Genomic DNA, 25,047 nt, shown 5'->3' on the forward strand with positions numbered 1-25,047 from the left:
AACTTCCCCCCGCGCCGCAAGCCAAGCAAATCTGCCCCGCGGTAGAGATTGCGTTAAGCCGCCTGGGTTATTGGGGGCCGGGAGGCTCGCTGCATGGAACTCAGATCCGCACGCTGGCACAACGCGCTGCTCGCCTTGGGACTCGCCCTCGTGGTGTGGCCGATGATCACCACCGGCCTGTTCGGCGCGCCTTTGTTCGGCGATCGCCTGTACCCGCTGGTGATCCTGGGATCACCGTTCCTCGGCTGGCAGTTGCCTACGCGTGTCGTCGCGCGGATCGAAGGGGCGCATGTCCGCATCGGCAGCAGGACGGCGCGCATCGCCGACCTGATCGGCATCGAGAAGCGGACGCTCTGGGTCAATTTCATCCCGACGAGCCGCCACATGATCTTTTCGTTCCGGGCGCAGGAGAACGATGGCCTGTTCGCCCGTATGACCGGGGTGCGCAAGCTCGCGATCACGCTCGGCAATGTCACGGGCGGGAGAAAGGCCGCCGAAGCCTTTGCCGCCGCGCTCAGTGCAGCGCGTGATGTTTCGACGCCAGCCGCCACCTCGGCGCCGCTACGCGGTGCCGCGCCCGCGCCAAGCGAGCCGGCCAACCCCGGCTTCGATGCGGATGCGATCATGGCGCGCTATCTCGCCGAGCGGCGGGACTCGCTGGTGGCCGCGCCGCGCACAACCGAGCGCCCTGGTTTCGGGCGCAAAGGGCTGTAGCACCTACTTTTTGATCAGCCCGATCTCGACCAGCCGTTCGTGGAGATAATCGTGCGAGCTGATCGGTTCGGGATAGCGGTTGGGCCGCTCCGCGCTGATGCAGCCGGGCAGGGTCTCGATCAGGAAATCGGGCGCGGGATGCAGGAAGAAGGGCATCGAATAGCGCGAATGGCCGCGGCGCTCGGGCGGCGGATTGACCACACGGTGCGTGGTCGAGGGCAGGACATGGTTGGTCAGGCGCTGGAGCATGTCGCCGACATTGACCACCATCGCGCCTTCGGGAGGCTTGACCGGCAGCCACTTGCCGTCGCGGTCGAGCAATTCGAGCCCGGCCTCCTCGGCGCCGAGCAGCAGGGTGATCAGGTTGATGTCCTCATGCGCGCCGGCGCGGACTTCGGGCGCATTCGCGTCGACCGGCGGATAATGGAGCAGGCGCAGTACCGAATTGCCGTCCCTGACGGCCGGATCGAACCAGTTCGGCGCCAGCCCCAGATAGTGTGCGATCGCGGATAGCAATTTGTCGCCGGCATCGTCGAACGCCTGGAACAGCTCGAGAAAGGTCTCGCGGAAACCTTCGGGCCGGTTGGGCCAGATGTTCGCCGGCATCTGCTCGGCGAAGCGGTGGTCGCGCGCCAGCTCGCGGCCGACATGCCAGAATTCCTTGAGGTCGACATGAGTCGCGCCCTTGGCGATCTCGGTCTTGAACGGGGTGTAGCCGCGGGCGCCGCCCCCGCCCTCGACGAAATAGCTGCGCTTTTCCGCCTCGGGCAGGTCGAAGAATGCCTTGGTCATCGCCCAGGCGCGCTCGATCAGATCGGCGGGGATGCCGTGATCGCGCACCACGGCGAAGCCGAAGCGCTGGAAGGAACGGCCGAACTCCTGAGCGAAGCCGTCGGGATCGGATTGCTGATCGGCGAGTGAAAGCGCCGGGATTTCAGCGAGAGTGTCGAGCATGCGAGTCTCCGGGTTATGCTCCACCTAGACCCGCAACCCGCTGCGGAACAAGCGGGTCCGCCTTGCTATCCATCAAAGGCTCAGCTGCCGATCTCGAGCTTGCCCTTGGTCTTCCGGTCGCCATCGGCGCCGAGCACGAGCCTGAAGGGGTCGCCGTCGTCGGTGGTGCCCTTGAGCCCGCTGCCATCGGCTTCGATCTTGAAGCCGCGCGCAGTCATCTTGTCGCGGAACCAGCCTTGCACCTGCGCCAGTGCCGCCGGGCTTTCGAATGCGACGCGGACCTTGCCCTTGTCCTCGCCGGTCTTGTTGTCCTCGGCATCGACGTTGAGCGCACTGACCTGCGAATTGGGGTAGAGCTTGACGCCGTTGAAATCGAAATTCTCGGCGTTGACGTGGAATTTGGGCAGTTTGATCGCGCCTTCGAAGCCGGGAGCCTTGATCGCCATCTGGCCGTTGCTGTCGGTGGTGATCGTGGAATTGCCGTCCTCGTCGGAGGTGGCGTTGATCGAGAAGCTGGTGCCCGTACCCGATCCGTCACAGGCGGCGAGAGGCAGAAGCGTCAGCAGCAGCAAGGCACGATGCATTCCGGATCTCCGCATGCGTATTATTGTCACAATACACTAGGGATCGACCGTGCGAGCGTCAACAAGGGGGTGACGCCTGCGCGGCGATCCGCCATTGGCTCCAGCCATGTCCGAGCCGCATCTCTCCACCGAATCCGCCAATCGCGCGCCGCTCCGGTTCGGCGAGTTCGTGGCGCTGATCGCATCGATGATGGCGCTGACCGCGCTCGGCATCGATTCGATGCTGCCGGCGCTTCCGGCGATCGGCGACAGCCTCGGCGTGGCCGAGCCCAACCACCGCCAGTTCGTGATCACTGCGTTCCTGCTCGGCTTCGCATTCGCGCAATTGGTCTATGGTCCGCTCTCGGACCGGTTCGGGCGACGGCCGGTGCTGATCATCGCACTGACCAGCTATGTGCTCACCAGCGCGCTCGCGGCGATCTCGGGCAGCTTCGTCCTGCTGCTGATCGCGCGCGCGGCGATGGGCGCTTCCGCGGCGGGCGCGCGCGTGGTGACGGTGGCGCTGGTGCGCGATTGCTTCGCCGGGCGAGCGATGGCGCGGGTGATGAGCCTCGCCTTCATCGTCTTCATGGCCGCGCCGATCTTCGCGCCCGCTTTCGGCCAAGGCGTGCTCGCGGCAGGGGGATCGTGGCGGATGATCTTCTGGGGCGTCGGCGCGGTCTCGGCGCTGGTGGTGGCGTGGTTCTGGCTGCGCATGCCCGAGACGCTCAACCCGGATTCGCGCCAGAGCCTCCAGCCGAGCCGGATTCTCGCCGATTACGGGCTGGTGCTGCGCGACCGTCACGCGGTGGGCTATACGATCGCCACGGCATTGCTTTCGGGCGGGCTGTTCGGGTTCATCGGCTCGGTGCAGCAGATCATGGAAGTGGTGTTCGGCCGGCCCGAATTGCTCACCATCGTCTTCGCCACGGTCGCCAGCACGATGGCGATCGGATCATTCCTCAATTCGCGGATCGTGATGAAGATCGGCACGCGGCGGATCTCGCACACCGCGCTTTCGGCGCTGATCCTGTTCGCCGCGATCCATCTTGCCATCGCCCTTTCGGGGCATGAGAACCTCTGGACCTTCGCGATCCTCCAGGCGCTGATGATGGCGAGCTTCGGTCTCGCCACCTCGAATTTCTCGGCGATGGCAATGGAGCGGATGGGCGAGATCGCCGGGACCGCCTCGAGCCTGCAGGGCTTCGTCGCGACCTTGGGCGGGGCACTGATCGGCGCGCAGATCGGCCAGTCGTTCGACGGCACCACCGTGCCGCTCTATTTGGGTTTTCTCGTGCTGGGCGTGCTCGCCTTCGTCGCGATCGCGATCGCCGAGAAGGGCCGGCTTTTCCGCCCGAGCTGAACGGTTCCTTCCGCGATCACGGAACGGATGTGGCATGATCCCCGTTCGACCGGTGATGGGGGACGTTCCCATGTCCCCGAAGCGAAGAGGACAAGCGATGGGTGGTCATCAGGTTCCGGCACAGGGCCCCAACGACGACGGCTTCGACGAGGACGGCTATGACGAAAGCCAGCGCGCCGAGATCATCGAGGTGACCAACGACGCGCCCAGCGACGGCAACATCCTGACCGACATCCCGATCGACCTCGGCGACGACGGCGATGAGGACGATACCGACGAGCTCGACATGATCGACGACGAGCTCGGCGAGGAGGACGATGATCTCGACCAGGATGAGGAGGATATCCGCGAGGACGAGATTCAAGATGATCTCGATGACGAGGATGTCGATGCCGAGGACCTGGACGAGGAACTCGGCGACGGCGACGATATCGCGCTCGAACCCTGACCCGCTTGACGGTGCGGCGGCGGGAACCCAGCATGCCGCCGATCAATCGGAGAGGCGCCATGCCGCGGGACACGCGGGTCGATACCTATATCGCCGGCAGGGCGGAGTTCGCTCAGCCGATCCTCGGCTGGATGCGCGAGCGCGTCCATGCCGCCTGTCCGGAGGTCGAGGAGTCGATCAAATGGTCGATGCCGGCCTTCACCTACAAGGGCAAGCCGGTGGCCAACATGGCCGCGTTCAAGGTGCATGCGACCTTCGGCTTCTGGGATCGTCAGGCGCTGGCGACGGGCAAGGAAGGCGAGGCGATGGGGCAATATGGCCGGATCGAGAGCCTCGACGACTTGCCTTCGGCGGAGATATTCGAAACGCAGGTCCGCGACGCGGTCGCGCGGATCGATGCCGGGCAGAAGCCGGTGCGCGCGGCGAAGGCGCCCAAGCCCGAGGCCGAAGTGCCGGCCGAGCTTGCCGAGGCGCTCGCAGGCGATGCGAAGGCGGCGGAGACCTTCACCGGCTTTCCGCCCGGATGCCGCCGCGAATATTGCGAATGGATCGCCGAGGCCAAGCGGCCGGAGACGAAGGCTAAGCGCGTCGCCGAAGCAGTCGACTGGATACGCGAGGGCAAACGGCGCAACTGGAAATACGAGAATTGCTGACGGTCTAAAATCCTCCCTCGCGCAGCGGGGGAGGGGGACCACGAAGTGGTGGAGGGGGCTTGGCCGCGAGCGATCCGCCTGTGGAGAGGCCCCTCCGTCGCCTTCGGCGCCACCTCCCCCGCTGCGCAAGGGAGGATTTGAAAGAACTATTGCGGCCCCTCCTTGAGACGATATGTTACATCATCAACGATGAGGAGAGGTGTCATGGTCAAGGCCGCGCGTGTCCCCGAGCCCGTTCCGTTCAGCGCTATCAACGTCACGCCGTTCATCGACGTGATGCTGGTGCTGCTGATCGTGATGATCCTTAGCGTCCCCATCGCGACGCACAAGGTGCCGATCGATTTGCCCACTGGTGGCGATCCCGGAATCGAGCGGCCGCATCAGCTGGCGATCGACCGCGGCGGCACGCTGTTCTGGGACGGCCGCCGTATCACCGATACCGAGCTGCCGGCTTTGCTGGAGGCGATGCAGCGCGATACCGCGGCGGTGCTTCACATGAACACCGATCCCGACGCGCGCTACGACCGGTTCGACAGCGTTCTTGCGGTAGTGAAGCGTGCCGGCGTCGATCGGCTCGGCTTTATCGGGAACCGTCCTTTCCCGGATTGAGGAACTGGCGCGGCAGCGGGCGCGTTCGTCGCCCGCCGCTAACACGGATCATGTTCATGCGCCTGTCCCTGCCGTTGCTTCTGACGCTTGCCGCCTGCTCTTCCCAACCCGCGGAGAATGTTGCGGTGCCCGCGAAGGATGTCGCGGAACTTCCGGACGAAGCTGCGCCGAGCCCCACGTCCCCGCCGGTGGCGGCGACGCCCGCGCCGCTCAATCCCGCTGCCCCCGGAGAGCCGGGCGGACTCGACAACTACACCACGCCGATCAGCGAGGCGCCGTTCACCGAGGACAGCGCACAAGGCGCGGCCAATGTCGTGCAGACCTATTATGCGCTGCTGGAGCAGGGGAAATATGGTCAGGCGTATCGGCTGTGGGAGCCGGGCGCGGCCGGGACGGACGCCGGCGCGTTTGCGGCGAGCTTCGCCCGCTATTCCGAATTTCATGCCAATATCGGTGCGCCGGGCAGGATCGATGCGGGCGCGGGACAGCGCTACGTGACGGTGCCAGTGCAAGTCTATGGCCGGCTGAAGCAGGGCGCGCGGCCGTTCAACATGCGCGGATCGGTGACGCTGCACCGCGCCGGCGACATCGATGGCGCGACGGCGGAGCAGCGCCGTTGGCGCATCCGCAGCACCGACATCAAACCCGGCCCGGGCGAGGCGACGCCTTCGTCGGTGCCGACCGAGGATAATCGCTCGACCGCACGCTATCGCTGCATGGACGGATCGCGCCTCGTCGCGCGCTTCGATCCCGACAATGACCGAGTCACTATCTCGCGCGGCGGCACGGCGCTCGCGACGCTGCGGGGCCAGCGCGTCGCTTCGGGGATTGGCTACACCGCCAAGGGGTACGAACTCCGCGGCAAGGGCGACGACATGACCTTCACCGCACCTGGCCAGCCACCGATCGCATGCACGGTCATTCGTTGAGCGGAGCCTGAGGCTGACCTTCGGCCGTCAGTTGCGCTAAGGGTCGGCCATGACGCCCTACAGCACCACGATCACCGCGGGCCCCGAGGACATCGACATTCTCGGCCACGTCAACAATGCGGTCTGGGTCAAGTGGATCCAGGACGTCGCAGTGGCGCATTGGCACGCGATCGCCGCTCCCGAGCATCACCAAGCGTATATCTGGGTGATCACGCGGCATGAGATCGATTATCGCGGCAATGTCTCCGCAGGCGAGACCGTGACTGCCGAAACCTGGGTCGACGAACCGCCGAAGGGCGCGCGGTTCAACCGGTACATGAAGTTCACCGGCGCCGATGGGAAGGTGCGCGTGGAGGCGAAGACGACCTGGGCGATCCTCGACCGCTCCACCGGCCGGCTGGTGCGCGTGCCGCCGGAAGTGGCGGCGCCGTTTTTGGCGTGACGTCATCCCGGCGAAAGCCGGGATCTCATGCCGCGTGCGGTTCGCTTGACGCCTGAGGTCCCGGCTTTCGCCGGGATGACGAACTAGCCGCTGTTCCGCAGCGCCGTCGCGATGGCATTGATCGAGAGCAAAATGCCTTCGCCGATCCGGGCGTCCTCCTCGCCAGCGCGGTGGCGCTTGAGCAGTTCGATCTGGAGCAGGTTCAGCGGCTCGATATAGGGCGTACGCAGCCGGATCGAGGTTTCGAGGCCGGGGTGCTTTTCGAGCAATCGCGTCTGGCGAGTCACTGTCAGCAGCCCGTCATGCGTGGCCTTCCAGCCGTCGCGGATGCGGCCGAAGATCCCGTCGCGCAGTGCCTTGTCCTCGACAAGGGCGGCATAATGCCGGGCCACGTCCATGTCCGACTTGGCGAGCACCATCTCCATGTTCGCCAGCGTCGCGGCGAAGAGCGGCCAGCCCGTGGCCATCTCGCGCAGTAGGCCCTTGTCCTCGAACGCCTCGATCGCCGCGCCGACCCCGTACCAGCCCGGCAGCATCACCCGAGCCTGCGCCCAGCTGAATACCCAGGGGATCGCGCGCAGATCCTCGATCGCGTCCGATTTCTTGCGGCTCGCGGGGCGSGAGCCGATCTTGAGGCCGGCGATCTCGGCGATTGGGGTCGCCTGGCGGAAGAAGGTGGTGAAGCCGTCGGTCCCGTAGACCAGCCCGCGATAGGCCTTGAACGCAGTATCCGAGAGCTGATCCATCGCCGCGGCGAAGCGCTCGGCATCGGCGGGCGCGAGCTGCTCGGGTTCGAGGCTGGCGAGCAGGGTGGCCGACGCCATCGCCTCGAGATTGGTCATGGCACTCGCCCGCGTGCCGTACTTCGCCGCGATCACTTCGCCCTGCTCGGTGATGCGGATCCGACCCTGCACCGTGCCGGGCGGCTGGGCGAGGATCGCCGAGAAGCTCGATCCGCCGCCGCGCCCGACCGCACCGCCGCGGCCATGGAACAGCTGCATCGCGAGATCGGCCTTTTCGAATACCGGCTTCAACGCAGTCGAGCCGCGCGAAAGCTGCCAGGTCGAAGTGAGATACCCGCCGTCCTTGTTCGAATCGGAATAGCCGATCATCACTTCCTGATGGCCGCGCCCGGCGGCGATCGCCGCGACTTCAGGAAGGCTCAGCCAGGCTTCCATGATCGCCGGCGCGCCTTCGAGATCGGCGATCGTCTCGAACAAGGGGATTGCCATGATATGCGCCTGCGGCCGTTCGCCGGGGATATAGAGCCCGGCTTCCTTGAGCAGCACATGGACCTCGAGCAGGTCCGACACCGACTGCGCCATCGAGACGATGTAATGCGTGATGCATTCGCGCCCATATCTGGCGTGCGCCTCTGCCGCGGCGCGGACGATCGCCAGCTCGGAGGCGGTCTCTTCCGAATAGTCGGCATAGGGGCTGGTCAGCGGCCGCACGCTTTCCAACTCGCGGCGGAGCAATGCGATGCGCGCATCCTCGTCGAGCGCGGCATAATCGTCGCAGACGCCGCCGGCCTTGAGCAATTCGGCGATCACGCGTTCGTGGACTGCGCTGTTCTGGCGCATGTCGAGCGTGGCGAGATGGAAGCCGAAGGTCTCGACCGCGCGGATCAGCCGGCCGAGCGCGCCGCCGCTGGCGAGCGGGCCGGCGCCCTCCGCCGCGAGCCCGCGGGCGATCGCTGCGAGCTCCTCGCGAAGCTGCGCAGGTTCGGCATAGGATTCGCCCTGAAGCGGCGCCGGGCGGCCGGGGCGCTTGCCGGTGAGCTTCTCGTGAGTCGCCGAGAGCCGCGCATAGATCCCGGTGAGCGCGCGGCGATAAGGTTCATCCTCGCGGCTGCGGCCGGTGTCGTGGCTCGCTTCGGCAAGCTTGAGCACCGCTTCGCTGACGCTGGCATGCTCGGTCGAGATCGACAGCTCGGCGCCGAGCGCGTGGACCGCATCCATATAATAAGCGAGCACCGCCTCGGCCGAACGCGCGAGCGCGAGCTTCATCGAATCGGCAGTGACGAACGGATTGCCGTCGCGATCGCCGCCGATCCAGCTTCCGGCGCGCAGGAAACTCGGCGCGCGTTCGCCGAGCGCGCGATCCCAGCGGGCGTAGAGCGCCGGGAGCACCGGCAGGAACACGTCGCGCAGATAGGAGAGCGCGGTTTCAACTTCGTCGGCGACGCCGAGCTTCTCACGGCGCAGCACGCGCGTCTGCCAGAGCAAGGCGATCTGGCGCAGTATCGCCTCATCGACCTTGTCACCGTCCTCGGTCTCCTCGATCCCGAGATCCTTGAGCGACATCAGCTCGGCGATCCGGTTCTTGTGGTCGATCATCGACTTGCGGCGCACTTCGGTCGGGTGCGCGGTCAGCACCGGGGCGACCAAAGCGTGATCGAGGAGCGCCATCACGGCGTCGTGCCTGATGCCGTGTTCCTTCAATCGCGCGAGCGCCGAGGCGATGTCGGCATGCGGCTCGGTCTCGACGCCCTGCCGGTCCTCGGCAAGGTTGGCGAGCATCGAGAAGAGCATGAAGCCGCGGACGAAATCGAGCGTCTCGTCGAGCGTCAGCCGATCGAGTCCCGAATCGATCGCGCCTGCGCCGGCGACGCCACGGTGGCGGTCGACCGAGGTGGCACGGATATATTCGATCCGCTTGAACAGCTCCTCGCCGCCATAAGCGCGGATCACGTCGCCGAGGAGCCGACCCAGGAAGCGGATGTCCGGGTTGTTTGCGATCGCCAGGCTAGCCATGGCAGCGGTTGCTGCACTGCAAAAGGCGCGCGGTCAACGCCCTCCGCTTAACCCCTCATCGGCAAGCCATTGGTCGATCATCTCCTCGTCGCCGAACAACTGGCGCGGCGGGGGCAATGCGCCGACCCCCGAGGCAAGGCTTTCGGGCACGACCACCATCGTAGCGCCGGGTCCGACCAAAGTGGCGAGCCCGCGCTGGAACGGGTCGCTCGCTTGCGAATCGCCGCCATCGGCAACCGCGAAGGGGATGCGCGGCATCACGCGTTCGCCCGGCAGCGTGATGCGGGTCCAGCCGGTGTCCGCGCGCAGCACATAGGCTTGGGGGCGCTCGACAACCCCGTCGAATGCTGCGGGTGCCGAGCCGATCTGCACGCCGTCGCGCAGCACGATCATCCGCCGGTCCGCGCCGCTGACCACGATCGTCACCGGTCCGCGCGTGGCGAGGCCGGGCCGCCACCAGGCCGGCCCGGGCATCGGGCGGGCCCGCACGGCGGATCGGCCGCCGACCACCATCACCGTCATTCCCGTGCGCGTCTCGCGGAATAGCTTCCGCGCGAAATCGTGCGGCAGCCGGATGCAGCCGTGCGAGGCGGGGTAGCCGGGAAGGGTGCCGGCGTGCAGCGCCACGCCGCTCCAGGTGAGTCGCTGCATGAACGGCATCGGCGCGTCGCTGTAGAGATTCGAGCGGTGGAAGCTCTTTTTCTGAAGGATGGTGAACACACCGCGCGGAGTGCCGTAACCCGCTCTGCCGGTGGAGACGGGGGAGGTCGCGACCGGTTCGCCGCCGCGATAGGCGACGAGGCGCTGGCTCGCGAGGTCGACGACCACCAGCATCGGATCCACGCCTTCGAAAGCGCGCTGCGGAAGGCTCTCGATCGCGGGATCGGTGCCGACGGCGCGTCCGGCCGTAGCGAGCAGTGTCGCGGCGAGCAGCAATGCGCAGGCGGGTCCGAAGTTCGGCAAGTCCGCGAGTCCCCCGATATGGTTAATGCTAGCCTATCAGCGAAAGCGCCGGGACGGAACTGCGCGCGGGCGGGTTGCGGCGGCGCCGCGAACCCCTAGCTTGGGAGCCGATGACACCAGGCCTCCCCGTAGCCCGCACACTCAGGCGCGCCTTGATCGGGCAGGTGCGCGCGGTGTTCAACGATCAGTCGAGAGGCGAGAAGCCGGTCCAGCGCAAGCCCGAGGAGAGCCTGTTCGGGCCGCGATCGGTGGTGTGGCGGGTGCATGGCGACGTCACCACGATGATGGTGGGCGGAGTCGCGGCGTTGCTGCTCCAGATGCTCCACCCGGCGGTGCTCGCGGGCGTCTGGGATCATTCGAGCTTCCGCGGCGACATGCTCGGGCGCCTGCGCCGCACCGCGCGGTTCATCGCCGTCACGACCTATGGTTCGGCGCAAGAGGCCGAGGCGATGATCGAGAAGGTGCGCGACGTGCACACGCGCGTGAAGGGCATTCTGCCCGACGGCACGCCTTATGCGGCGGACGATCCGCGACTGCTCGCCTGGGTGCACGTGACCGAGGCGGTGAGCTTTCTCGAAGCGTGGATTCGTTATGCCGAGCCGAACATGCCGCTTGCCGATCAGGACCGCTATTTCGCCGACTTCGCGCGCATCGCCGAGGCGCTGGGTGCCGATCCGATCCCGCGCAGCCGCATCGAAGCCAATGCGCTGATCGCCGGAATGCGCGGCGAACTGATAGCCGATGCGCGGACACGCGAAGTCGCGCGGATGGTGCTCGATCAGCCCGCGCCGAGCCTCGCGGTGAAGCCTTTTCAGGCGCTGACCTTCGCCGCCGCCGTGGACCTGCTGCCGGATTGGGCACGCGCGATGCACGGGCTGCAGGGGGCCGGGCTTGCGACGCCGGCGGTGCGGATGGGCACGCGCAGTGTCGCCGGCACCTTGCGCTGGGCATTCGGCCAGGCCCGGCTTTCCGGGAAATAACGGCACGATCGCCCATAGCGCTGCACCCCGACGGGAATCGATTTCACGCCAATGCGGTTCTGCCGTTGATCGACCAAAAGACCCTCGCTATAGGCCTCGGGTTCGGGGCCCTTTCCGGAGACGTGGGTGAGTGGCTGAAACCAGCGGTTTGCTAAACCGCCGTACGGGGATTACTCGTACCGAGGGTTCGAATCCCTCCGTCTCCGCCAGTGCCTTGACGCTGAAAATGTATTCGAAGCACTTCGATTGTCTGCGCAATGCCGGCGAGCTGGTGGGCGGTTTCGCCAACGCGCTCGATGCCCTGCGGGATCGCAACTATTCGAGCCGGTCCAACCTGTACGGCTCGATCGATCTCCTTCCGGTTGCGGCCAAATGGGGCTAAAGACCGCAGCCAGCATTTCTCATCGGCCGGACGATTTCCGTTCCGGCCAGCACCTCAGCCAGGAGCCGATGGCCACCGCGCAGCCCCTATCCCAGCCCGATGCGAAGCCGAAGCGCGTGCGCCGGCGCCCGCCGCGGCCGCGCTCGCTGCGGCTGCACGGCACCGTGGCACGCGAGCTGGGGATCCGCATCGTCTCGGGCGTGCTCCAGCCCGGCCAGATACTCGACGGCGAGATCGCGGCGAGCGTGCAGTTCAACGTCTCGCGCACTGCCTATCGCGAGGCGATCCGCATCCTCGCCGCCAAGGGCCTCGTCAATTCGCGTCCCAAGATCGGCACCCAGGTGAGTCCGCGCCGCGAGTGGCATCTGCTCGATCCCGACGTACTGAGCTGGATATTCGTCGGCGAGCCCGACGAGCGCCTGATCGCCAGTCTGTTCGAACTGCGCCGCATCGTCGAGCCCGATGCCGCGCGCCTCGCCGCCACGCGCCGCACCCCCGAGCAGCTCGCCCGGATGAAGGCCGGGCTCGACGGCGTCGCACAGCACGGCTTCGCCACCGAGATCGGCCGGCGCTGCGACGAGGAGTTCCACTCGGCCTTGCTCGAGGCCTCGGCGAACGACTTCATCGTCTCGCTGACCAGTGGCGTCGCCGCGGCGATCGCGATCACCACTGCGTTCAAGCAACACCGGCTGCCGGCGCCACACGACGCGCTGCCGGTCCACCTCGCAGTGTATGAAGCGATCGCGGCGCAGGACGCCGAGGGCGCACACGACGCAATGGCCCGTCTGGTCGATCGCGGCTTCTCCGACACGATGGAGGCGCGCGATCCGGGCGCCGCCCGCCCGATTGCCGTGTGCTGCTGACGCGTTCGGGATTGAACCGCGGGTCCGCGATGCCTAAGTCGCCCCCGAAGCATTGTTACCGCTAACTTCATTTTGATATCGGGAGAGTTCGCATGGCCCTGACTGGGGAATTGTTCGTCGCTTCGAAGCGCGTGCGTCGGGACGGCCCTGGCTTCAAGGCGGTTGCCGCCGCGACCGGCACCGAGATCGAGCCGAGCTTCAGCATCGCCACGACGGACGATGTCGAGACCGCCGCCGCCGCCGCCGAGGCCGCCTTCCCGATCTATTCGAGCCTGCCGCGCGAGGAGCGCGCCAAGTTCCTCGAAGCGATCGCCGAGGAGATCGAGGCGCTGGGCGACGAACTGGTCGAGCGCGCGATGCAGGAAAGCGGCCTGCCCCAGGCGCGGTTGACCGGCGAGCGGGGCCGCACCGCCGGCCAGCTCCGCCTGTTCGCGAAGGAGCTGCGGCTCGGCGACTATCTGCGCGCGCGCATCGATCACGCCATTCCCGATCGCGCGCCGGCACCCAAGCCCGACCTGCGGCTGCGCATGGTGCCGCTGGGCCCGGTCACGGTCTTCGGCGCGAGCAACTTCCCGCTCGCTTTCTCGGTCGCCGGCGGCGACACCGCCGCGGCGCTCGCGGCCGGCTGCCCGGTGATCGTCAAGGGCCATTCGGCGCATCCCGGCACTTCCGAGCTGGTCGCCGGCGCGATTACCCGCGCGGCGCAGCGGACCGGCATGCCGGAGGGCGTGTTCTCGCTGATCAACGGCGCGGGCAATTCGGTCGGCTCGGCGCTGGTCACCGATCCGCGGATCAAGGCAGTGGGCTTCACCGGCTCGCGCGGCGGCGGCACGGCGCTGATGAAGCTCGCGCAGAGCCGTCCGGTGCCGATCCCGGTTTATGCCGAGATGAGCAGCATCAACCCGGTCTTCCTGCTGCCGGGCGCGCTGGCGGCCAAGGCCGAGGCGCTGGGCACCGGCTTCATCGCCTCGCTGACGATGGGCGCGGGCCAGTTCTGCACGAATCCCGGCCTCGTGCTCGCGCTCGAAGGTCCGGATCTCGACCGTTTCGTCACCGCGGCATCGGACGCGATGTGCGGCGCGCCGTCGCAGGTGATGCTCACCCCGGGCATCCACAAGGCCTATGAGAGCGGCGTCGCGCGCTGGGCCTCGGCACCGGCGCTCAAGCTGGTCGCGCAGGGCCAGGAGCCGGCGGGGCCGACCTCGGGCCGCGGGGCGCTGTTCACGATGACCGGCGCCGACTTCATCGCCGATCCGAGCCATGCCGAGGAAGTGTTCGGCGCCGCTTCGCTACTGGTGCGCTGCGCAAGCGTTGACGAGCTGATCCAGGTGATCGGCCTGCTCGAGGGCCAGCTCACCGCGACGCTGCACCTGACCGACGAGGATACCGCGCTCGCGCAGCAGCTGCTGCCGGTGCTCGAGCGGCTCGCGGGCCGCATCCTCGCCAATGGCTGGCCGACCGGCGTCGAAGTGACCGACGCGCAGGTCCATGGCGGGCCCTTCCCGTCGACTTCGGACGGACGCAGCACGTCGGTCGGCACGCTGGCGATCGATCGCTTCCTGCGCCCGGTGGCCTATCAGGACCTTCCCGCGGCCCTGCTCCCCGCCGAGTTGCGCGACGGCGATGCGGGCATTCCCCGCCGCATCGACGGCAAGCCGACACTGTAAAGCGTGAAAATCCTCCCTCGCGCAAGCGGGGGAGGTGGCACGCGCAGCGTGACGGAGGGGGCCTGCCCGCGAGCGACGTCGCTTGCGGAAGCGCCCCCTCCACCAGCTTCGCTGGTCCCCCTCCCCCGCTGCGCGAGGGAGGAATGCTGATAGCCCGCTCACGGCTTCGATCCGACCTGACGTTCGTCCCACCGGCGCGACGTTCGGCCCGCCCGACGTTGCGCTGAAATTCACACGCCTTAGGCTGGACTCCTCAATCGGGAGGAGTCCAGCTTATGCGTAGCCTATTGCTGCTTGCCGCACTGACGATCGCCGCGCCCGCCTTTGCGCAGGAAAAGAACGAGGCCGGCGCGCGTGCCGCAGTGAACCATTATCTCGCCGGCCACGCCACCGGCAGCCCCGACGAGTTCCGCGCCGCCTTCCATTCCAAGGCAATGCTCTACTGGAACCGCGACGGCGCCTTCGCCGAGCGGACCAGCGCCGACTATATCGCCGGCGCGTCCGGCAAGCCCGCACCCGACGAGGCACAGCGCCGCCGCTCGATCGAGAGCCTCGACGTCACCGGCAATGCCGCGATGGCCAAGGTCGTGCTCGATTATCCGAGCGTGAAGTTCACCGACTATCTCTCGCTGGTGAAGGCGGACGGCGAGTGGCGGATCGTCAACAAGATCTTCAATGTGGAACGGAAAACGCCGTAGGGCCGAAGTGCTCACGCGAATGTCGGCTATTGGTGGTTAACGGACTAAATTTCCCTCTCCCCTTGTGGGAGAGGGAAGGGGCCCGCTCGCAAAGCGAGTGGGAAGGGTGAGGGGGACTGAGTCTCATTCCCCCTCACCCTTCCGCCGACTAAAGTCGGCTCCCTCCCTCTCCCACAAGGGGAGAGGGAAGAAACGATGTCCGCAATTGGGCCGTAAGCGGCCCTTGATCTGACGATCCCCTTCTTCGTCACCCCGGCCTTGTGCGGGGTCCCCAGGCCGCTGGAGAGCAACTGGACCTGCACAGTGGATCCCAGACCGAGCCCCGGGGTGACGAGTGGTGGAAGTTATGCGTTCCTGACCTTTCCAAACGCCCCGGCCGCATCCTTGGCGGTGCGGAACCGGAATGCCATGTCGTGCCGATATTCCTGACCCGGATCGAGCCGTGCCGAGGGGAAGTTGGGCTTGTTGGGGCTGTCGGGGAATTTCTGCGGTTCGAGGCAGAGACCGCCCCGCGCCGGATAGACGCCGCCGCCGGTGCCGGGCGCTCCGTTCGCGAGATGGTTGCCGGTGTAGAATTGCACGCCCGGCTCGGTCGAATGCACGTCCATCACCCGGCCCGATTTCGGATCGAACAAGGTCGCGATGCGGCGGATCCTGCCGGCAGCGCCGTCCAGCACGAAATTATGGTCATAGCCGCCGCCGAGCTTGAGCTGCGTATCGGCCGCCTCGATGTCGCGGCCGACCGGCTTGGGCGTGCGGAAATCGAACGGCGTGCCTTCGACCGGCCTGAATTCGCCGGTGGGGATCAGCGCCGCGTCGGTGGGCGTGATCTGACTCGCGGGGATCTGCAGGACATGATCGAGGATCGTCGTCCCGCTGCTTTCGCCCGCGAGATTGAAATAGGCGTGGTGGGTCAGGTTGACGACCGTCGCATGGTCGGTGGTGGCGTGGAAGCTGACTGTGAGCCCGCCCGCCTCGATCGCGTATCGCACCTGGACGTGCAGGTTGCCGGGAAAGCCGCGATCCAGATGCGGGCTCAGCAAAGTGAAGATCACCGAATGCGCGTCGCGCACAGCGACTTTCCAGTCCTGAACGTCGAATCCGCCCGGCCCTGAGTGCAGGTTGTTCGCCCCGTCATTCGCCGGCAGCCGATATTCGGTGCCGTCGAGACTGAACCGCGCGCCGCCGATCCGGTTGGCATAGCGGCCGGCAACCACGCCGTAGAAGCGCGGATGCGCCCGATATTCGGCAAGGTCGCGATAGCCGAGCACGATATTGGCGGGTTTGCCGTCGCCTCCGGGCACTTCGAGCCGGCGCAAGGTTGCGCCAAGCGTCAAGAGCTCGGCGCGAACCCCGTCCCGCGCGATCACGATCGTCTCGATCGCCGCGTCCTTGTTCACGGCTTGGCACCGGGACAGATCGAGTTGTTGGGATCGGAAACGATCCGCACATCGGCGATGCTGAGCCCGAACGGGCCCGATGCCGCCAGCACCAGCGGCGCATTGACCTTGGTCAGATCCACGCCGTTCTGCTGATAGCATTTGAGGAACACCTTCGCGGTGCGCCACGTGCCCGCCTGGCCGGAGAACAGGCTGGTCGCGTCGATCGCTCCCTTGTTAGCGCCGCCTTCCATCGAAAGCTGCACCTTGCCCGCCGGCGCGCGATCGACACGGTAGCTGATCTGCAGCGACAGATCGCCATTCGCCTCGCGGCTGAGGTCGAGCTCGCTCCCGCCGATCCGCAACGTCGCGGGGCCGTTCGGCCAGACGAGCTGCTGCGCGCCTTCCTGCGTCTGCGGCCCGTCCACCGTCTTCCGGGTGATCCGACTGTCGGTCGCGAACGAGAAGGGCGCGGGCGTGACGCCCTTGGCGAAATAGGTGCTGGTGTTGCCGAGCGACGGATCGAGGCCCGCTTCCTCGCTCAGCGCCGGCACATTGCCGCCTTTGGCATAGGTCAGGCCGTAACCCAGCGCGAACAGCGGATCATAGCTCGGCTTGCCCTTGTTGTTCGCGAACTGGCCCGCCGTCTTCGGCCAGCTGAACGACAGGCGACCCTTGAAATCGGTGCGCGGCTTGCCCGCGGCATCGCCTACCAGCACGTCGGCCACGCCGCCGCCTTCGCTGCCCGGCAGCCATGCGGCGACGAACGCGTCCGAGGCGTTGATCTCGGGATTGGTCCAGAGTGGGCGGCCCGAGAGGAACACCGAGACCACCGGCACGCCGGCGCTCTTGAGCTTCTTGAGCAGTCCCAGCGCCTGCTTGTCGCCCGGCTGGAATTCGAGCGTGCGGATGTCGCCGCGCATCTCGGCATAAGGCTGCTCGCCGAATACGACGATCGCCACGTCGGGTTTCGCGGTGAAGGCCCCGTCTTCCGAGAGGGTCGCCGTGCCGCCCGCGGCCTCGACTGCCTTCTTCACACCCGCGAAGATCGTCTCGCCATTGGGGAACAGGTCGTTGGCATTGCCGTCGCCTTGCCAGCTCAGCGTCCAGCCGCCGGTCTGCATCCCCATCGAATCGGCGCCGGGACCGGTGACGAGCACCCTGGCGCTCGCCTTGACCGGCAGCACGCCATTGTTCTTGAGCAGCACCAGCGACTTGGCGGCCGCCTCGCGTGCGATCGCGCGGTGCTCGGGCGCGCCGAGCACGCCGGCCTTGCCCTCGATCGGCCGCGCCGGATCGAACAGGCCCAGCTTGGCCTTGACGCGCAGGATGCGGCGGACCGCATCGTCGACCCGCGCCATCGGAATCGTGCCGTCCTTGACGTGCTTGACCGTCGAATCGAACAGGCCCTTCCAGCTGTCCGGCGCCATTGCCATGTCGAGCCCGGCGTTGAACGTGGCGGCGCAGTCGGTCGGCGTGCAGCCGGGGATCTGGCCATGGCCGTTCCAGTCGCCGACGATGAAGCCCTGAAAGCCCATCCGGCCCTTGAGCACGCCGGTGAGCAGCGACTTGTTGCCGTGCATCTTCGCGCCGTTCCAGCTGTTGTACGATGCCATCACGGTGAGCGTGCCGGCGTCGACTGCGGGCGGGTAGCCGGCGTCGTGGATCGCGATCAGTTCGTCTTCGCTGACGCGCGTATCGCCCTGATCGACGCCGTTGAAGGTGCCGCCGTCGCCGAGGAAGTGCTTGGCCGAGGACGCGACCTTGCCCTTCTGGATGCGGTTGGTGGTGCCCGGCTCGCCCTGCAGTCCGCGCACCATCTCGCCGGCATAGGAGCGGACGATCGCCGGATCCTCCGAATAGCCTTCATAGCTGCGGCCCCAGCGGTCGTCCTGCGGCACGGCGAGCGTCGGGCCGAATGCCCAGTCGGGGCCGGTGGCGGCGGTCTCCTCGGCGGTGGCAGCGCCGATGCGGCGGATCAGCGCTGGATCGTTGGCGGCGCCGAGGCCGATATTGTGCGGGAAGATCGTCGCGCCGATGACGTTGTTGTTGCCGTGGACGGCGTCGACTCCGAAGATCAGCGGGATCGGGGCGTGGCGCTGATGCGGCTCCATCGCCACGGCGCGGAAGGCGCGGGCGGTGGCGACCCAATCGCCCTGTCCGGAGCGGTCATTGCCCGAGAGCGGCGGCGAATTGCCGCCGGCGAGGATCGAGCCGAGCGGATATTTACGCAGATCCTCGGGCTTCACGCTGCCGATATCGCCTTGGATCATCTGCCCGACTTTTTCCTCGAGCGTCATCTTGGCCATCAGGCTCGAGACGAACTTCTCGGTTTGGGGATCGACCAGGCCTTCACTGGCGGCTTTCGGCCATTTTGCGGGGTGGGCGACGGTCGGCCCACCTGACAACGCTGTCGGCGCTTGCTGCGCAACAGCCGGCACGGCCCACAGAATCGTGGTCGCAAGCAACAGCTTCGTTCCAGGCCGCATCTCAACTCTCCCTCTTGTTCTTTGAGTTAGCGATAACGCGGATTCAGTGCCCGAGTCCACGCCCCAGCCATCGTGCGGCGGCGTCGGGGCTCTGCTTGTCGGTATCCCGATCGACCAGATAATTGGCCTCGCGCATCTTCTCCACTGGAATCGCGCCGATCAGCGGGCGCAGTGCCGCATGGAAGCGCGCATCGCCGGCGCGGCGCGGGGCGAGCAGCAGGATCGCGTCATAACCGGGAATCGCTCCCTTGGGATCGGTGAGCACTGTGAGCTTGTCGGCGGCGATGCGGCCGTCGGAGGAGAAAGCGGAGATGATATCGGCCTCGCCGCTCGCCAGCGCACGGTACATGAAGGTCGGTTGGTACGGGTGCGCCGATTTGAAGTTCAGGCCATAAGCGCGGCGCACCGCCGCCCATTCCGGCCGTTCGAGAAATTCGACGTCGGTGGCGAAATCGAGGTCGTCGGCTTGGCCCGCGAGGTCGTTCAGGCTGGCGATCCCGCGCCGCTTCGCATCCTCCCCGCGCATCGCAAAGGCATAGGCATTCTCGAAGCCGAGCGACCCGAGCAGCGTGACGCCGTGGTTCGCCTTCGCCCAGGCCGCGACGCCGTCGACGATCGCCGCGCGGGGCGGCACGTCGGTGCGCTTCATCTGGTTGGCCCAGATCGTCCCCGAATAATCGACATAGACATCGACATCGCCGCTCGCGAGCGCGCCGAACGCCACTGCCGAGCCGAGGCCTTCGCGGTAGCGCACCTTGTAGCCCGCCGCCTCGAGCCGGTGCCCGATCAGCCGGGCGAGGATATATTGCTCGGAAAAGCCCTTGGCGCCGATGGTCACGGTGCCCCGCGCCGCCGGCCACGCCGGCGCCAGCGCGACCGCCGCCGCGACGAGCAATGCCGCAAGGCTCGCCCAGACCAGCCCGCGCCGACGCCACGCGATGCCGACTTCGGCGAGCCCGAGCAGGGCGTCGACTGCCAGTGCGAGACCGGCGGCGGCGGCGCAGCCGGCGAGGACGAGCGTCCAGTTCTGGGTCTGGAGCCCGGCGAAGATCAGGTCGCCGAGGCTCGGCTGGCCCACCGTTGTCGACAGCGTCGCCGCGCCGATCGTCCACACCGCGGCGGTGCGGATGCCGGCCATCAGCATCGGTGCGACCAGCGGCGCCTCGACCAGCCACAGCCTTTGGTTACGCGTCATCCCCATGCCGTCGGCCGCCTCGATCACTGCGGGATCGAGATTGGCGAGGCCGGTCACGCCGTTCCGCAGGATCGGCAACAGCGCGTAGAGCGACAATGCGAGCAGCGAGGGCAGGAACCCCAGCGCCGGAATGCCGCCGCCGACCAGCGCCGAGAGCCACAACAGGATCGGATAGAAGAGCGCGAGCAGCGCGAGGCTCGGGATCGTCTGGACAAGGCTGGCGAAACCGAGTGCGATGCGCCCGACAGTCTTGTTGCGCGACGACAGTACGGCGAGCGGCAGGCTGACGACCAGCCCGAGCAGCAACGCCGAGAAAGCGAGCAGCAGATGCTGCGCGAGCAGTTCGGGCACGCGCGCGAAGGCGGCGGTCACTTCTCCAGCTCCGCCAGCCGATGCGCCTGTTCGCGCGGCACTGCGACCAGGGCGTCCGCGGCGGCGCCTGCCTTGCCCGCGAGCAAGTCGCGCGGGGTGGAATCCGCGACGATCCGGCCGGCCTCCATCACCAATACGCGATCGGCGAGGAGCAATGCCTCGGCCATGTCGTGGGTGACGAGGATCGTGGTGAGACCCATCCTGTCGTGCAGCGCGCGGATCGCCTTGCCGAGTCCGTCGCGGGTGACCGGATCGAGCGCGCCGAACGGCTCGTCCATCAGCAGCAGCCCGGGCCCGCAGGCGAGCGCGCGGGCGACGCCGACGCGCTGGCGCTGTCCGCCCGACAGCGCGTCGGGCATGCGCCCGGCCAGCTCCGGCGCGAGCTCGACCAGTTCGAGCAATTCCGCCACCCGGTCCTTCGTATCGCTCCGGCCCGCCAGCCTGAGGCCGATCGCGACATTCTCGCCCACATTCATGTGCGGAAAGAGCCCGATATTCTGGAAGACATAGCCGATCCGGCGGCGCAGCAGATGCGCGGGCTCCGCAGCCACCGGCTCACCATGGATCCGCACTTCGCCTTCGCTCGGCTCGATCAGCCGGTTGATCGTCTTGAGCAAGGTCGACTTGCCCGAGCCTGACGTACCGACCAGCGCCACGAAGCTGCCGCCTGCAATCTCCAGCGACACGCCATCCACGGCCTTCATGCCAGCATAGACCTTACTGACATTTTTGAAGGTAACGCTGCGCGATTGCTCTGGCATCGCCGGCGGTTGTGCGGGATGAAGTCGCAAAGGTCAAAAGAATGGGAGGGGCGGATGGCGGGCGAGAAGGCGATCTTCATTACCGGCGGCGGATCGGGGATCGGGCAGGCGGTCGCGAAGCTGTTCGCCGCGCGCGGCTGGCGCGTCGGGCTGGCCGACGTCAACGCCGCCGGGCTCGAGGCGACCAGGGCGATGCTGCCCCCCGGCATGGCCAACACTTATGTCATGGACGTGCGCGACCGGGACCAATGGCGCGAGGCGCTGGTCGCCTTCGCGGCGGCGAGCGGCGGGCGGCTCGACATCCTCTTCAACAATGCCGGCATCGCGGTGGGCGGGCCGCTCGCTTATGCCACCGACGACGAGATCGACCGGATCGTCGGCATCAATCTGGTCGGCGTGATCAACGGCGCGCGGGCGGCATATCCCTTCCTCAAGGCGACGCCGGGTTCGAGCCTCGTCAACACGGCCTCCGCCGCGGCGATCTACGGATCGAGCGGACTCGCGCTGTACGCCGCGGTGAAGTTCGGCGTGCGTGGCCTGTCGGAAGCGCTCGATGCCGAATGGGCGCTCGACGGGATCAGGGTCCGGGTGGTGATGCCGAGCTTCATCGATACGCCCCTGCTTGATTCGAACGTCGCGGGGACCAACCGTACCGCGCGCGATGCAGTGCGGGCGGCGGGCCTCGAATTCACGCCGCTCGAACAGGCCGCGGAAGAGATCTGGAACGGGATCGAGCGCGACAAGGTGCACGTCATCATCGGCAAGACCGCGCGCCGACTCGCTTTCGCCGCGCGCTGGATGCCGGGCGCGCTCCGCAAACAGATGCGCCGCGGCGCGATCGCCTAGAGCAAGGCGTCGATCGCGTGCGCCATCGCGATGTCGCGCTGCGAGAGCCCGTCGGCGTCATGCGTGGTGAGCAATATGTCGACCCGGTTCCACACGTTCGACCATTCGGGATGATGATCGGCCTTTTCGGCGATCAGCGCGATGCGGGTCATGAAGCCGAACGCCTGGTTGAAGTCGTCGAAGGTGAAGCGGCGCGTGATCGCGTCGCGGGCTTCGTCGTACGTCCAGTCGGGAATCGCGGCGAGCGATTCGTTCCTGTGCCCTTCGGTCAGTCGCGCCACCATGATCGCCTCCTTGCCCAGCCTTCGCCGCTCGGCCTATGGGTTCGCGGATGAGCGGGCAAGCGCCTTCCCACGCGCCGAGCGCGGCAACGATCGAGGCGCTGGCCCGCGAAGCGCTCGCGCGCATCCCCGAGCCGTTCCAGACGCATCTCGCCGACGTGGTGTTGATCGTCGAGGAATTCGCCGACGACGAGACATTGGACGCGATGGGGATCGAGGATCCGTTCGACCTGACCGGCCTCTATCACGGGCGACCCGTGGGCGAGAAATCCGCGTTCGATTCTGGAGGCTTGCCCGATCGCATCCATCTCTATCGCCGCCCGATCCTCGACGAATGGTGCGATACCGGGGTGACGCTGCAGGCGTTGGTGGCGCACATCGTGGTGCACGAGGTGGGGCACCATTTCGGGCTGTCCGACGACGACATGCACGCGCTGGAAGACGCCGCCGGGTGAGTGCCGGCCTGTCCTTCGCCCATGTCACCTGCATCCGCGGCGGCAATATGCTGTTCGAAGGGCTGAGCTTCACGCTGGCGCCCGGCGACGCGGCGCTGGTGAGCGGCCCCAACGGCGCCGGCAAATCGAGCTTGATCCGCATCGCCGCCGGGCTGCTCCCGGCCGCTGCCGGGCGCGTGGAGGGCGAAGGCGCGCGTGCGCTGCTGGCGGAGACGGCCGCGCTCGATCCGGAGTTGAGCGTCGCGGCAGCGCTGCGCTTCTGGGCGCGGATCGACGGGCGACCTGCCGCAGTCGACAATGCGCTCGCGGCGGTCGGCCTCGGCGATCTCGCGCAGGTCCCGGTGCGGCTGCTGTCGACCGGGCAGCGGCGACGCGCGGCGCTGGCGCGGGTGGTGGCGAGCGGTGCGCCGGTCTGGCTGCTCGACGAACCCGCCAACGGGCTCGATGCGGAATCGGTGCGGACGCTGGAGGCGCTGATCGCCGCGCATCGTGGCAGCGGCGGTATCGCGTTGGTCGCGACACACCTGCCGATCGCATTGCCGGATGCCCGGGAGCTACGGCTATGACGGCACCCTCTCACGTTCGTGCTGCGCTTGTCGAAGCACCGTCCTTTCCTCGCGAGGAAGTAAGGACAGCCCTTCGACAAGCTCAGGGTGAACGGGGTGATGACGCGTGAGTATCTTCGCCGCCATCGTGTGGCGCGAGCTGCGGCGGGCGTGGAGCACCGGCGGGCTGCTGATGCCGATCGCCTTCTTCCTGCTCGTCGCGATCCTGTTTCCCTTCGCGATCGGCCCGGATGCCAGGCTGCTCGCGCGGGTCGGCGGCGGCGTGATCTGGGCGGCGGCACTGCTTGCGGCACTGCTCCCGGTCGAGCGGCTGGTGACGCCCGATGCCGAGAACGGCGTGCTCGATCAGTTCGCCGCGCGCGGGCTCTCCGACGTCGCGGTCGCGGCGGCCAAGATGGTCGGCCATTGGCTCGGCTTCGCGCCGGCACTGCTCGCCGCGACGGTGATCGCCGCTGCCCTGCTGCACTTGCCCGCCAACGCGCTGGTGCCGCTTCTCGCGGGCCTTGCGATCGGTACGCCAGGGCTCGCCGCGCTGGGTGTCGCCACTGCCGCGCTGGTCGCGGGATTGCGCGGCGCGGGCGCGTTGGCTGGACTGGTGATGCTCCCGTTCGCGGTGCCGTTATTGATCTTCGGCGCGGGTGCGACGGGCGACCAGCCCGGCGCCTTCAAGCTGCTCGCGGCGGTGAGCCTGTTGCTGGTGGCCGGATGCCCGTTCGTCGCGGGCGCGGCGATCCGGATGGGGCGGAGCTAGCGGCTCCAGCGCGCGAAGATCGCGGTGGGCAGCATCAGGCCGCGGGCTTCCTCGCGCACCGTCAGCTCACCGGCCTCGACCTTGCCGCCGAGATCGCCGAATGACTGCCGGACCAGTTCGCCGATCGCGAGCGCGGACATGCGTACTGCGTAGACGGTGAGGAACAGGAAGCGCGAATCGGCGTCGAGCAGTTTCCGCGTATCGGCGATCAGGCCCGGAAGGCCCTCCTCGAGCTTCCATACCTCGCCATTGGGGCCGCGGCCCCATTTGGGGGGATCGAGGATGATCCCGTCATAGCGGCGCCCGCGACGCACTTCGCGCGCCACGAACTTGCCGGCATCGTCGATCATCCAGCGTATCGGCAGATCCTCCATCCCCGACAGCGCGGCATTCGCCTTGCCCTCCCCGACCGATTTCTTCGAGGCGTCGACATGCGTCATCCGCGCGCCCTTGGCGGCCAGCGCCAGCGTGCCGACCCCGGTATAGCCGAACAGGTTCATGCACTCGGCTTCGGGTTTGTCGGCGATTCTGGAACGCATCCACGACCAGACCGGCGCCATGTCCGGAAAGAAGCCGAGATGGCGGAAGGGCGTGGTCTGGGCCGTGAAATGCGCCTCGTGCCAGGCGAGCGGCCAGCCCTCGCGCGGGACCGGCTTCTGGAACACCCAGCGGCCGCCGCCTTCCTCATCCGATCCGGGCAGGAATTCGCCATGCGCGTCCCAATCGGCGGAGGCGGGCGCCCACAGCGCCTGCGGCTCGGGGCGGATGAAGCGGTATTGGCCGTAGCGCTCGAGCTTGCGGCCATGGCCGCTGTCGATCAGCCCGTAATCGGTCCAGGGCTCGCCGGTGAGAGTGATGAGGTCCATGGGCCTCCCTTAGAGCGCCGCACCTTATTCGTCATCCCGGCGAAAGCCGGGACCTCAGGCCTCGGGACGTTCGCTTGCCGCACGAGATCCCGGCTTTCGCCG

Annotated in this window: 26 protein-coding genes and 1 tRNA gene; 17 read left to right on the forward strand and 10 right to left on the reverse strand. The window is 67.4% G+C overall.

Annotated features, from left to right (window positions below; all coding sequences use genetic code 11):
- Window positions 1-93 precede the first annotated feature (93 nt).
- Complete coding sequence (locus ASE13_RS00555) at window positions 94-714, forward strand: hypothetical protein (protein ID WP_056610127.1); 621 nt, start codon at window positions 94-96, stop codon at window positions 712-714.
- A 3-nt stretch (window positions 715-717) separates the two neighbouring features.
- On the opposite strand, the gene ASE13_RS00560 is transcribed toward ASE13_RS00555, so the two are convergent.
- Window positions 718-1,668: an isopenicillin N synthase family dioxygenase gene (locus ASE13_RS00560; RefSeq protein WP_056610129.1), complete on the reverse strand. Its 951-nt coding sequence runs from the start codon at window positions 1,666-1,668 to the stop codon at window positions 718-720.
- Between the two features lie 80 nt (window positions 1,669-1,748).
- Window positions 1,749-2,252 (reverse strand): hypothetical protein, encoded by a 504-nt coding sequence (locus tag ASE13_RS00565; protein ID WP_056610131.1) that lies wholly within the window; start codon window positions 2,250-2,252, stop codon window positions 1,749-1,751.
- Between the two features lie 106 nt (window positions 2,253-2,358).
- Here ASE13_RS00565 and ASE13_RS00570 point away from each other — a divergent pair, with 106 nt between their 5' ends.
- The 6 genes from ASE13_RS00570 (at window position 2,359) to ASE13_RS00595 (ending at window position 6,675) form a co-directional block, all read left to right on the forward strand.
- Complete coding sequence (locus tag ASE13_RS00570; RefSeq protein WP_056610133.1) at window positions 2,359-3,594, forward strand: multidrug effflux MFS transporter; 1,236 nt, start codon at window positions 2,359-2,361, stop codon at window positions 3,592-3,594.
- Between the two features lie 97 nt (window positions 3,595-3,691).
- Window positions 3,692-4,042 carry a hypothetical protein gene (locus tag ASE13_RS00575; protein ID WP_056610138.1) on the forward strand — a complete coding sequence of 117 codons (351 nt, stop codon included), beginning with the start codon at window positions 3,692-3,694 and terminating at the stop codon, window positions 4,040-4,042.
- A gap of 59 nt (window positions 4,043-4,101) precedes the next feature.
- Entirely contained in the window at window positions 4,102-4,695 is a 594-nt protein-coding gene (locus ASE13_RS00580) for a YdeI/OmpD-associated family protein (RefSeq protein WP_056614436.1), read from the forward strand.
- A 204-nt stretch (window positions 4,696-4,899) separates the two neighbouring features.
- Window positions 4,900-5,304 (forward strand): ExbD/TolR family protein, encoded by a 405-nt coding sequence (locus ASE13_RS00585; RefSeq protein WP_056610141.1) that lies wholly within the window; start codon window positions 4,900-4,902, stop codon window positions 5,302-5,304.
- A 56-nt stretch (window positions 5,305-5,360) separates the two neighbouring features.
- A complete protein-coding gene (locus ASE13_RS00590; RefSeq protein WP_162254656.1) occupies window positions 5,361-6,233 on the forward strand; it encodes an MliC family protein in 873 nt (290 codons plus the stop codon).
- A 49-nt stretch (window positions 6,234-6,282) separates the two neighbouring features.
- A complete protein-coding gene (locus ASE13_RS00595; RefSeq protein WP_056610143.1) occupies window positions 6,283-6,675 on the forward strand; it encodes an acyl-CoA thioesterase in 393 nt (130 codons plus the stop codon).
- 83 nt (window positions 6,676-6,758) lie between these two features.
- Here ASE13_RS00595 and ppc read toward each other — a convergent pair whose 3' ends face one another.
- Both ppc and ASE13_RS00605 read right to left on the reverse strand, forming a co-directional pair.
- The gene (gene ppc / locus ASE13_RS00600) at window positions 6,759-9,431 is read right to left on the reverse strand and encodes a phosphoenolpyruvate carboxylase (protein WP_056610147.1); all 2,673 of its coding nucleotides are present in this window, start codon (window positions 9,429-9,431) and stop codon (window positions 6,759-6,761) included.
- A gap of 33 nt (window positions 9,432-9,464) precedes the next feature.
- Window positions 9,465-10,394 carry a L,D-transpeptidase family protein gene (locus ASE13_RS00605; protein ID WP_156404666.1) on the reverse strand — a complete coding sequence of 310 codons (930 nt, stop codon included), beginning with the start codon at window positions 10,392-10,394 and terminating at the stop codon, window positions 9,465-9,467.
- A gap of 110 nt (window positions 10,395-10,504) precedes the next feature.
- Between ASE13_RS00605 and ASE13_RS00610 the strand changes: the two genes are divergently transcribed.
- The 6 genes from ASE13_RS00610 (at window position 10,505) to ASE13_RS00630 (ending at window position 14,984) form a co-directional block, all read left to right on the forward strand.
- Complete coding sequence (locus ASE13_RS00610; RefSeq protein WP_056610152.1) at window positions 10,505-11,374, forward strand: oxygenase MpaB family protein; 870 nt, start codon at window positions 10,505-10,507, stop codon at window positions 11,372-11,374.
- 116 nt (window positions 11,375-11,490) lie between these two features.
- Window positions 11,491-11,583: transfer RNA gene (locus ASE13_RS00615), tRNA-Ser, on the forward strand.
- A 17-nt stretch (window positions 11,584-11,600) separates the two neighbouring features.
- Window positions 11,601-11,756, forward strand: a complete 156-nt coding sequence (locus ASE13_RS20100) for a hypothetical protein (protein WP_156404667.1) — start codon at window positions 11,601-11,603, stop codon at window positions 11,754-11,756.
- A 68-nt stretch (window positions 11,757-11,824) separates the two neighbouring features.
- The gene (locus ASE13_RS00620) at window positions 11,825-12,619 is read left to right on the forward strand and encodes a FadR/GntR family transcriptional regulator (protein WP_082596304.1); all 795 of its coding nucleotides are present in this window, start codon (window positions 11,825-11,827) and stop codon (window positions 12,617-12,619) included.
- Between the two features lie 92 nt (window positions 12,620-12,711).
- Entirely contained in the window at window positions 12,712-14,286 is a 1,575-nt protein-coding gene (locus ASE13_RS00625; protein WP_056610154.1) for an aldehyde dehydrogenase (NADP(+)), read from the forward strand.
- Window positions 14,287-14,561: 275 nt separating this feature from the next.
- Window positions 14,562-14,984 carry a nuclear transport factor 2 family protein gene (locus ASE13_RS00630; RefSeq protein ID WP_082596305.1) on the forward strand — a complete coding sequence of 141 codons (423 nt, stop codon included), beginning with the start codon at window positions 14,562-14,564 and terminating at the stop codon, window positions 14,982-14,984.
- A 344-nt stretch (window positions 14,985-15,328) separates the two neighbouring features.
- Here ASE13_RS00630 and ASE13_RS00635 read toward each other — a convergent pair whose 3' ends face one another.
- From ASE13_RS00635 to ASE13_RS00650, 4 genes are read right to left on the reverse strand one after another with little or no spacing between them, the layout of a single operon-like run.
- On the reverse strand, window positions 15,329-16,384 hold the full coding sequence (locus ASE13_RS00635) for an aldose epimerase family protein (RefSeq protein ID WP_056610157.1): 1,056 nt from the start codon (window positions 16,382-16,384) through the stop codon (window positions 15,329-15,331).
- Complete coding sequence (locus ASE13_RS00640) at window positions 16,381-18,852, reverse strand: glycoside hydrolase family 3 protein (RefSeq protein ID WP_056610159.1); 2,472 nt, start codon at window positions 18,850-18,852, stop codon at window positions 16,381-16,383. Before ASE13_RS00640 ends, ASE13_RS00635 begins: the two co-directional genes overlap by 4 nt.
- Before the next feature lie 43 nt (window positions 18,853-18,895).
- Window positions 18,896-20,419, reverse strand: a complete 1,524-nt coding sequence (locus ASE13_RS00645; protein WP_056610164.1) for an ABC transporter permease/substrate-binding protein — start codon at window positions 20,417-20,419, stop codon at window positions 18,896-18,898.
- A complete protein-coding gene (locus tag ASE13_RS00650; RefSeq protein ID WP_414885200.1) occupies window positions 20,416-21,123 on the reverse strand; it encodes an ATP-binding cassette domain-containing protein in 708 nt (235 codons plus the stop codon). The genes ASE13_RS00645 and ASE13_RS00650 overlap by 4 nt, the downstream gene beginning before the upstream one ends.
- A gap of 111 nt (window positions 21,124-21,234) precedes the next feature.
- On the opposite strand from ASE13_RS00650, the gene ASE13_RS00655 reads away from it, so the two are divergent.
- Window positions 21,235-22,026, forward strand: a complete 792-nt coding sequence (locus ASE13_RS00655; RefSeq protein WP_056610170.1) for an SDR family oxidoreductase — start codon at window positions 21,235-21,237, stop codon at window positions 22,024-22,026.
- Here the strand turns inward: ASE13_RS00655 and ASE13_RS00660 are convergent.
- Entirely contained in the window at window positions 22,023-22,310 is a 288-nt protein-coding gene (locus ASE13_RS00660; protein ID WP_414885203.1) for a 4a-hydroxytetrahydrobiopterin dehydratase, read from the reverse strand. The genes ASE13_RS00655 and ASE13_RS00660 overlap by 4 nt on opposite strands.
- A 47-nt stretch (window positions 22,311-22,357) precedes the next feature.
- Between ASE13_RS00660 and ASE13_RS00665 the strand changes: the two genes are divergently transcribed.
- The 3 genes from ASE13_RS00665 to ASE13_RS00675 all read left to right on the forward strand — a co-directional run bounded on the left by ASE13_RS00665 (window position 22,358) and on the right by ASE13_RS00675 (window position 24,079).
- Window positions 22,358-22,762 carry a metallopeptidase family protein gene (locus ASE13_RS00665; protein ID WP_156404668.1) on the forward strand — a complete coding sequence of 135 codons (405 nt, stop codon included), beginning with the start codon at window positions 22,358-22,360 and terminating at the stop codon, window positions 22,760-22,762.
- Complete coding sequence (gene ccmA, locus ASE13_RS00670) at window positions 22,759-23,328, forward strand: heme ABC exporter ATP-binding protein CcmA (RefSeq protein WP_056610180.1); 570 nt, start codon at window positions 22,759-22,761, stop codon at window positions 23,326-23,328. The genes ASE13_RS00665 and ccmA overlap by 4 nt, the downstream gene beginning before the upstream one ends.
- A gap of 106 nt (window positions 23,329-23,434) precedes the next feature.
- Entirely contained in the window at window positions 23,435-24,079 is a 645-nt protein-coding gene (locus ASE13_RS00675; protein ID WP_056610183.1) for a heme exporter protein CcmB, read from the forward strand.
- Here the strand turns inward: ASE13_RS00675 and ASE13_RS00680 are convergent.
- Entirely contained in the window at window positions 24,076-24,945 is an 870-nt protein-coding gene (locus ASE13_RS00680) for a class I SAM-dependent methyltransferase (protein WP_056610186.1), read from the reverse strand. The two genes, ASE13_RS00675 and ASE13_RS00680, sit on opposite strands and share 4 nt — an antisense overlap.
- Window positions 24,946-25,047 lie beyond the last annotated feature (102 nt).

The sequence above is a fragment of the Sphingomonas sp. Root241 genome (assembly GCF_001428865.1).
Lineage (GTDB): Bacteria > Pseudomonadota > Alphaproteobacteria > Sphingomonadales > Sphingomonadaceae > Sphingomonas.